At 71.6% G+C, this 8,423-nt stretch carries 7 protein-coding genes; 3 read left to right on the forward strand and 4 right to left on the reverse strand.

Annotation, left to right across the window (positions count from 1 at the left end; genetic code table 11):
• Positions 1-92: 92 nt before the first annotated feature.
• The gene (locus ACFY4A_RS37035) at positions 93-215 is read left to right on the forward strand and encodes a hypothetical protein (RefSeq protein ID WP_390833735.1); all 123 of its coding nucleotides are present in this window, start codon (positions 93-95) and stop codon (positions 213-215) included.
• Between the two features lie 84 nt (positions 216-299).
• Here the strand turns inward: ACFY4A_RS37035 and ACFY4A_RS37040 are convergent, their stop codons facing one another.
• The 3 genes from ACFY4A_RS37040 to ACFY4A_RS37050 all read right to left on the reverse strand — a co-directional run bounded on the left by ACFY4A_RS37040 (position 300) and on the right by ACFY4A_RS37050 (position 2,481).
• A complete protein-coding gene (locus ACFY4A_RS37040; protein ID WP_390833705.1) occupies positions 300-545 on the reverse strand; it encodes a chaplin in 246 nt (81 codons plus the stop codon).
• 156 nt (positions 546-701) lie between these two features.
• The gene (locus ACFY4A_RS37045; RefSeq protein ID WP_390833706.1) at positions 702-1,343 is read right to left on the reverse strand and encodes a response regulator; all 642 of its coding nucleotides are present in this window, start codon (positions 1,341-1,343) and stop codon (positions 702-704) included.
• Positions 1,336-2,481 carry a GAF domain-containing sensor histidine kinase gene (locus ACFY4A_RS37050; protein WP_390833707.1) on the reverse strand — a complete coding sequence of 382 codons (1,146 nt, stop codon included), beginning with the start codon at positions 2,479-2,481 and terminating at the stop codon, positions 1,336-1,338. The genes ACFY4A_RS37045 and ACFY4A_RS37050 overlap by 8 nt, the downstream gene beginning before the upstream one ends.
• 474 nt (positions 2,482-2,955) lie before the next feature.
• Here ACFY4A_RS37050 and ACFY4A_RS37055 point away from each other — a divergent pair, with 474 nt between their 5' ends.
• Positions 2,956-3,663 carry a transglycosylase SLT domain-containing protein gene (locus ACFY4A_RS37055; RefSeq protein WP_390833708.1) on the forward strand — a complete coding sequence of 236 codons (708 nt, stop codon included), beginning with the start codon at positions 2,956-2,958 and terminating at the stop codon, positions 3,661-3,663.
• Positions 3,664-3,752: 89 nt separating this feature from the next.
• On the opposite strand, the gene ACFY4A_RS37060 is transcribed toward ACFY4A_RS37055, so the two are convergent.
• A complete protein-coding gene (locus tag ACFY4A_RS37060; protein WP_390833732.1) occupies positions 3,753-6,263 on the reverse strand; it encodes an FHA domain-containing protein in 2,511 nt (836 codons plus the stop codon).
• Between the two features lie 200 nt (positions 6,264-6,463).
• On the opposite strand from ACFY4A_RS37060, the gene ACFY4A_RS37065 reads away from it, so the two are divergent.
• A partial coding sequence (locus ACFY4A_RS37065) for a streptophobe family protein (RefSeq protein ID WP_390833709.1) occupies positions 6,464-8,423 on the forward strand: 1,960 nt, incomplete at its 3' end.

Here is an 8,423-nt window from a genome sequence, read left to right on the forward strand (position 1 = left end):
GGAGCCGCGCTGCGGCCGGTGGAGCGGACGGCTCGGCGGGCGCAGGTGGCGGCCTACAACTCGGTGGTGGAGGAGCGGGAGAAAGGGGTGCGGTGAGCGCGTCCGAGATGGCGGCGCGGGGAGCCGCGCTGCGGCCGGTGGAGCGGACGGCTCGGCGGGCGCAGGTGGCGGCCTACAACTCGGTGGTGGAGGAGCGGGAGAAAGGGGTGCGGTGATGATCGGCGACCGGCGTCGAGGTTGCTCGCGGATCGCGAAACGGCCTCCCGGGGGGAGCCGGGAGGCCGCCGGTCGCGGTGGACTCAGTGGTTGAGGCCGAGGTTGCCGAAGGCGGGGTTCAGGACGCCGATGACGTTGACGCTGTTGCCGACGGCGTTGACCGGGATGTGGATCGGGGCCTGGACGACGTTGCCCGAGACGACGCCCGGGGAGCCCTTGGCGGCGCCGCCGGCCCAGGCACCGTCGGTGGCGGAGGCCATCGAGGCGCCGGCGGCCACGAGCCCCGCGGCCACCATCGTCACGGCCGCTGCCTTCTTCACGATCTTCACTTCTGACCCCTCCTGGTGATCGCCGCGGCAGGCGCCGCGGCACGCACTGGAGAACGGCCGGGCCGCGCGGAGGTTGCGCCATCCGGGGGACATTCCCACGACGGTATGAATCTCAGCCCGGAGCGGGACCATCCGCATTGCCGCCGGCGGCCGAAGTCAGCCGCTCAGACCGTGGCGTACGGCCCACAGCGCGGCCTGGGTGCGGTCCGCCAGGTCGAGCTTCATCAGGATGTTCGACACATGGGTCTTGACGGTCTTCTCGGAGAGCACCAGGGCCCGGGCGATCTCGCGGTTCGAGCGGCCGTCGGCTATCAGGCCGAGCACCTCCCGCTCCCGCTCCGTCAGCGAGGTTCCCCGGCTCTGGCCGGAGTTGCTCTCCTCCTGGGACAACAGGGCGCCCGCGACCTCCGGTTGCAGGAGGATGTGCCCGGCGTGCACCGAGCGGATGGCGCCGGCGAGCGCGTCGGGATCCACGTCCTTGTAGACGTACCCGGCGGCGCCCGCGCGCAGCGCCGGGACCACCGTACGCTGCTCGGTGAAGCTGGTGACGATCAGCACGCGCGCGGGGTTGCCGAGTTCACGGAGCCGGCGCAGCGCGTCGACGCCGTCCATGACGGGCATCTTGACGTCCATGAGGACCACGTCGGGCCTCAGTTCCTCGGCGCGGGCGACTCCCTCGGCGCCGTCCGCCGCCTCGCCCACGACCTCGATGTCGTCCTGCACCTCCAGGAAGGTGCGCAGGCCCCGGCGGACCACCTGGTGGTCGTCGACGAGCAGCACCTTGATTGCGTCAGCCACCGGGGACCTCCATCTCGATCGCGGTGCCCTTGCCGGGCGCCGATTCCACCATCAGCCGTCCGCCGACCCCGCTCGCCCGGTCCCGCATGGAGACCAGGCCGAGGTGGCGGCCCGCGCGGCGCACCGCCTTCGGGTCGAAGCCGGTACCGTCGTCGGTGATCCGCAGGGCGGCACCGCAGCCGCGGCGGTCCAGGGTGACGTCGACGTGGTCCGCCCGCGCGTGCCGCAGCGCGTTGTGCAGGGCTTCCTGGGCTACGCGGAGCATGGCCTCCTCCTGCGCGGCCGGCAGGGCGCGGATGCCGCGGGTGGTGAAGGTGACGCGCGCGCTGTGGGCGCGGTCGAGGACCTGGACCTGGGTGCGGAGGGTGGCGACCAGGCCGTCCTCGTCGAGGGCGGCGGGGCGCAGTTCCACGACGGCGGCGCGCAGTTCGTCGACGGCCTCGGCGGCGAGCGCGGCCACCTGCTGCAACTCGCCCTTGGCGCGTGCCGGGTCGCGGTCGACGAGGGCGGTGGCGGCCTGGGCGGTCAGACGCAGGGAGAACAGTTTCTGGCTGACCGCGTCGTGCAGTTCATGGGCGATGCGGGAGCGCTCCTCGGCGATGGTCAACTCGCGGCTGCGTTCGTAGAGGCGGGCGTTGGTGAGGGCGATCGCGGCGTGCTGGGCGAGGATGGAGAGCAGTTCCTCGTCCTCTTCCGTGAAGCCGCAGCCGCCCTCGGGCTTCGCGCGGTTCTTGTTCGCCAGGAACAGGGCGCCCATGACCTCGTCGCCGTCGCGGATGGGCAGGCCCAGGAAGTCGGACATCTCCGGGTGGGCGGCGGGCCAGCCCTCGAAGCGCGGGTCCTCGCGCAGGTCCGCGAGGCGCTCGGCCCGCGCCTCGTGCAGCATCGCTGCGAGGATGCCGTGCTGACGCGGGAGCGGGCCGATGGCCCGCCACTGCTCGTCGCTGACCCCGTCGACCACGAACTGGGCGAAGCCGCCGTGGTCGTCCGGTACGCCGAGGGCGGCGTACTGTGCGTCGAGCAGCTCGCGGGCCGAGGCGACGATCGTCTTCAGGACGTCGCGCACCTCGAGGTGCCTGCTCATGGCCAGCAGCGCGGAACTCACCGCGGCGAGGCCGGACCTGGGACCTTGACTCATGTCCTCACGGTACCGGCGGGGGGTGACGGCCCGGATCGGCCCTGTGACGGCCGTGCCCGGGCCGCTGGACCTAGGTCCGGCGGCCGAGTACCGGACGGGTCCGGGGGCGGCGGAGCCTACCGCGTCCTGTCGGGAAAACCCGCTCACCCAGAGCGTTGCGGCGGCAACCAAAGGTGAGAAAACCTCTGCCCCGATGTGAGGGCACCCACAGGACGCGGATCACGTACGAAGGGACATAGGAGACAGAGACCCCCATCACGAACGGCACAGACGATCCCGTCTGTCCTGTTTTGTCCGTTCCACTCCACTATCTGGCTTCGTACATCACACCTTTGCCAGTGGATTTTGCGGCCGCTAAGAATTGCTCTCGTCGCTCAACGCCGCGGGTTTCCCCTCGCGGCGATTGTGTGGGACGGACCCCCTCCCGCAGTCCGGAGAGCGACCTCCGCGCTACTCGAAGAGGTCTATTTCGCCATGCCCGCAAACCTCCGTCGTCACGGTCGTGCCCTGGCCCAGCCCCGCAAGATCGCCGTCGCCGGCGTCGCCGTGCTCGGTGCGGCCGCCGTGGCCGTCTCGGCCGCGCCCAGCCAGGCCGAGCCGACGAGCAGCGTCGCCGCCGCCCCGGTGCAGCTCGGCTCCCAGCCGATCAAGGGCGTCAAGGCCAGCGTCACCGACCAGCTCGCGGGCGAGAGCGTGAAGATCCAGGCCATCGCGGCCAAGAAGCAGGCCGCCGCGAAGCAGCAGGCCCGGGCCGCCGCCCAGCACCAGGCCAAGGCCAAGGCCGCGCACCAGGCCAAGCAGGCCGCGAGCCGGTCCACCAAGCGCCCGCAGCTGCAGACGGTCGCCGTCTCCACCCGCTACGGCAACAACCTGGACGGCTGGATCCGGCAGGCACTCGCGGTCATGAAGCAGCACAACATCCCCGGCTCCTACAGCGGCCTGCACCGCAACATCATGCGGGAGTCCTCGGGCAACCCGAACGCCATCAACAACTGGGACATCAACGCGCGCAACGGCATCCCGTCCAAGGGCCTGCTCCAGGTCATCGACCCGACCTTCAACGCGTACCACGTGCCCGGCACGTCCCGGAACATCTACGACCCCGTCGCCAACATCACCGCCGCCGCCAACTACGCGGCGCACCGGTACGGCTCCATCGACCACGTCAACAGCGCCTACTGAGGCCGGCGCGGACCTCTGACAGCACGCCGAAGGGCGGCACCCCGCTGCGGGGTGCCGCCCTTCGTGCCGTGGCGCGTGACGCGGCACGGTTACTTGCGCATGACCTCCGGCTCGTGGCGGCGCAGGAAGCGTGCCACCAGGAAGCCGCACACGACACCGAGCGCGATCAGCGCGACCATGTCGATGCCCCAGGCGGAGGCCGTGTGGTCCCACAGCGGGTCGGTGCTGGTCGGGTCGTCGGTGTTCGGGGCGATGTTGTTGAAGTCCAGCGTGGTACCGGCGGCGGCCACCGCCCAGCGCGACGGCATCAGGTACGAGAACTCGTTGACGCCGATGGTGCCGTTCAGCGTGAACAGGCAGCCGGTGAACACGACCTGGACGATGGCGAACATCACCAGCAGCGGCATGGTCTTCTCGGCGGTCTTCACCAGCGAGGAGATGACCAGGCCGAACATCATCGAGGTGAAGCCGAGCGCCATGATCGGCAGGCACAGCTCGAACAGCGTGGCGTTGCCCAGGATCAGGCCCTTCTCGGGGATCTCGCGGCTGGAGAAGCCGATCAGGCCGACCATCAGGCCCTGGAGCACGGTGACCGCGCCGAGCACGACCACCTTGGACATCAGGTACGCCGAACGGGACAGGCCGGTGGCGCGTTCCCGCTCGTAGATGACCCGTTCCTTGATCAGTTCGCGGACGGAGTTCGCGGCGCCCGCGAAGCAGGCGCCGACCGCGAGGATCAGCAGCACCGTGGTCGCCGTGCCGTTCGGGATGTGCAGTCCCGTCTTCGGGTTGATCTGCTCGTTGACCAGCAGACCGCGGTTGTGGTCGATGAGCAGGCTGACCGCGCCGAGCACCGCCGGCAGGATCACTGTCAGCGCCAGGAAGCCCTTGTCGGAGACGATCACCGACACGTACCGCCGGATGAGGGTCATCAGTTGCGAGCCCCAGCCCTGCGGCTTGGGCGGCCTGATCGCCTGCGGCGGAGGCATGTGTACGGACTGCGGCTCGACGGCGTCGACGTCCGCGGCGTACATCTGGTAGTGCTGCGAGCCCTTCCAGCGGCCCGCCCAGTCGTAGTCGCGGTAGTTCTCGAAGGCGGAGAACACATCGGCCCAGGTGTCGTAGCCGAAGAAGTTCAGCGCCTCCTCCGGCGGGCCGAAGTAGGCCACGGCGCCGCCCGGCGCCATCACCAGCAGCTTGTCGCACAGGGCCAGTTCGGCCACCGAGTGGGTGACGACGAGGACCGTGCGGCCGTCGTCCGCGAGTCCCCGCAGCAGCTGCATGACGTCACGGTCCATGCCCGGGTCGAGACCGGAGGTCGGCTCGTCCAGGAAGATCAGCGACGGCTTGGTGAGCAGCTCCAGAGCCACCGAGACACGCTTGCGCTGGCCGCCGGAGAGGGAGGTGACCTTCTTGTCCTTGTGGACGTCCAGCTTCAGCTCGCGCAGCACCTCGTCTATGCGGGCCTCGCGCTCGGCTGCCGTGGTGTCGGCCGGGAAGCGCAGCTTGGCCGCGTACTTCAGGGCCTTCTTCACGGCCAGTTCCTTGTGCAGGATGTCGTCCTGCGGGACCAGGCCGATGCGCTGGCGCAGCTCGGCGAACTGCTTGTAGAGGTTCCGGTGGTCGTAGAGGACCTCGCCCTGGTCGGCGGGCCGGTAGCCGGTGAGCGCCTTCAGCAGGGTCGACTTGCCGGAACCGGACGGGCCGATGACCCCGACCAGCGACTTCTCCGGGACACCGAAGGAGACGTCCCTCAGGATCTGCTTGCCGCCGTCGACCGTCACGGTCAGGTGGCGGGCGGAGAAGGACACCTCACCGGTGTCGACGAACTCCTCCAGCCGGTCGCCGACGATCCGGAACGTCGAGTGGCCGACGCCGACGATGTCGGTCGGGCCGAGCTGCACCGAGCCGCCCTTGGGGACCGGGTGGCCGTTGACGTACGTGCCGTTGTGCGAGCCGAGGTCACGGATCTCGAAGCGGCCGTCGGGCGTGGCGTGGAACTCCGCGTGGTTGCGGGAGACCTGGAGGTCGGAGACGACCAGGTCGTTCTCCAGGGCACGGCCGATGCGCATGACGCGGCCGAGCGAGAACTGGTGGAAGGTCGTCGGGCTGCGGTCGCCGTAGACCGGCGGCACCCCCGCGCCGCTGCCGGGGCCCTGCTGCTGCGGGATCGACGGCGCCTGCTGCCCCTGCTGCGGCTGCTGCCAATCGGCCCGCGGCGCCTGCTGCTGCGTCCAGCCGGGGTTCGCGCCCTGGGCCGCGTACGGCTGCTGCTGGGGCTGGGCCTGCGGCGTCGCCGCCGGGGCCGCGGCGCCGGAAAGGCTCAGCACCGGCCCGTCGGTCGCGTTGCCGAGATGGACGGCGGAGCCGGGCCCGAGCTCCAGCTGGTGGATCCGACGGCCCTGCACGAACGTGCCGTTGGTGCTGCCGTGGTCCTCGATGACCCAACTGCGGCCGTTGAAGCTGACCGTGGCGTGACGCCAGGACACCCTGGCGTCGTCGAACACGATGTTTCCCTGCGGATCGCGTCCCAGGGTGTAGGACCTGGACGGGTCGAGCGTCCAGGTCCGTCCATTGGTTTCCAGTACGAGTTCCGGCACTCCAAGCCCCACTGAGTTGTCCCCCGAATTACCCCCGTCGCGGGGAGTCTAGGGATGTCGAACATCGTGGGGAACTATTTCAGGCTCAGCCCGCTGACCGAAAGCCGGGCCTTGTGAAGAGTGTGTACGTCCGCTTCGACTGCTTTTTCGCCGGCGGGGTTGAAACCCGGCCGCAGAGTGGTATTTGACGCGAGGGGGACATGCGCGGCGGCCGGGCCGCGCCGCGGATCGGGGGATCTGCCATGAGCGCTGCCACGGGCGTCGGGACCGCGAGGCGCGGTGCGCGCCTGCCATGGCCGGACGTGCTGCTGTCCGCGATCGCCTCCGTGAGCTGGGCGTTGATCGGCATGACGGGCACAGCCGCGCTCGGTCTGCATCTGCTGCGGGCGGACGCGGCGGGTTCGCTCGGGCCTATGACCGCCGCGATGGTGGCACTTGGGGCGGGTGGTTCGGTCACGCCGTCCGGCGATGTGTCCGCGTTCGGCCCGAAAGGCGCCGAGGCGCACACCGCCCTCCAGATCACGCCACTGGGAGTGAGCCTGGTCGGTGCGCTGCTGCTGTCGTGGTTCTTCCTACGGTCCTTGCGCGCGGCGGGAGTTGTGATCTCCCCGGCCGAACTCCTGGCCCGGGCGGGCGCGGTGGTGGCGCTGTTCGTGGCGGTGCTGGGCGGGCTGGCCTGGGCGGGGCACGACGTCGTCACGATCGACGGTGGTTCGCTCGGCCTCGGCAGGCTGCCGGGCGGCGCGGGATCCGGCGGCGTGAGCATTCCCGGACTCGGCGACCTGGGGGACATCGGCGGGCTCCTGCCCGACCGCATCGGCAGGCTCGTCGACGCCGAGGCGGCGGTCGGCTTCACCGTCGACACGGCGCCGACCCTGCTGGGCGGGCTCGGCTGGTCGGCCGGGGTCCTGCTGATCGCTTTACTTGCCTCGCGCCGCACGCCGCTGCCGCGCGGCTGGGAGGCCGTGCACCGGGTGGTGCGGCCCGCCGTGTCGGCGCTCGTCGCGGTGCTGATGACCGCCGTGGTGGCGGGTCTCACGGCGGCCGGGTACGCGGCGATCGGCGACGACCACCCCCGGCGCATCGCGGGCGCGGCGCTGCTCGGCACCCCCAACGGGGTGGGGCTCGGCATCCCGCTCGGCCTCTTCGTCCCCTGGGACGGCAGGGCGACCGGCGAACTGGCCGGGCTCCTGCCGGACCCGCTGGACAGGCTGCTGACCACGCACCCCGACCAGCCGGTCACACTGTCCCGTCTGGCCGACCTGGACGGCCGGGTGTGGCTGCTGGGCGTCGCGGCGGCACTGACGATGCTGACGGCGGGAGCGCTGACGGCGGTACGGACGCCGGTGGGGACGGCTTCGGGCCGAGACGCCCTCGGCTTCGCGGGGCGGTGCGCGGTGCGGCTGGGCATCGCCACCGCGCTGGCGCTGCCGCTGCTCGCGTGGCTGGCGGAGGTGTCGGTGGACGCGTCCTTGTCCGTACTCGGCTTCGACGCGTTCGGCGCCGGGGTGGAACTGCGTGGGCATCTGGGCACGGCGCTGCTGCTCGGCGCCGCGTGGGGGGCCGGCGCGGGCGCCGTCGGCGCCCTGCTGGCGAACGCGACCGGAGCCGCCGGCAGCCGTGCGGCGCCCTTGGCACGGGGTGACATGGAAGATACCGGAGGGGACAACTCGGGGGCCGGGGCCGTGGAGGGCGCCGGTCACGATGTGCAGGCCGTCGCGAAAGAGGCAGGGCTATCCGGCCACACGGGCGGACCCGGGCCCTGCACCTCGGGGAGCCCCTACGCTCCGGGTACGCCGTACCGCCCGCCGAACCCGTCCACCAACCCGTACCTGCGCCTGCCGGACGAGCTGCGAGACCCGCAGGACGACCGTCCTCACGAGGCCCGTCCGCACGACGGCCGGGGGCAGTCCGGCGGGGCGGAGTGCGCCGAGCCGGGCAGGCCCGGTGGACCGGGCGCACCGGGCCGGCCGGGCAGCGGCGGGCGAACCCGATCGGCCGCTTCGGGCGGACTACGAGACCCACAGGACGTCAGCCCTGTGGACAGCCGTCCGCCCGACAGCCGAGGCCAGTCCGGCCGGGCGGAGCCCGCCGAGCCCGACGAGCCGAGCGGACCGGACGGGCCGGGCGCACCGGGCCGACCGGGCAGCGGCGGGCGAC

Source organism: Streptomyces sp. NPDC001292 (assembly GCF_042896465.1).
Classification (GTDB): Bacteria; Actinomycetota; Actinomycetes; order Streptomycetales; family Streptomycetaceae; genus Streptomyces.

Excerpts from the sequence above, each read along its gene's own strand:
- ACFY4A_RS37055 (WP_390833708.1), top strand. The coding sequence starts at position 2,956 with ATGCCCGCAAACCTCCGTCGTCACGGTCGTGCCCTGGCCCAGCCCCGC.
- ACFY4A_RS37050 (WP_390833707.1), bottom strand. The coding sequence starts at position 2,481 with ATGAGTCAAGGTCCCAGGTCCGGCCTCGCCGCGGTGAGTTCCGCGCTG.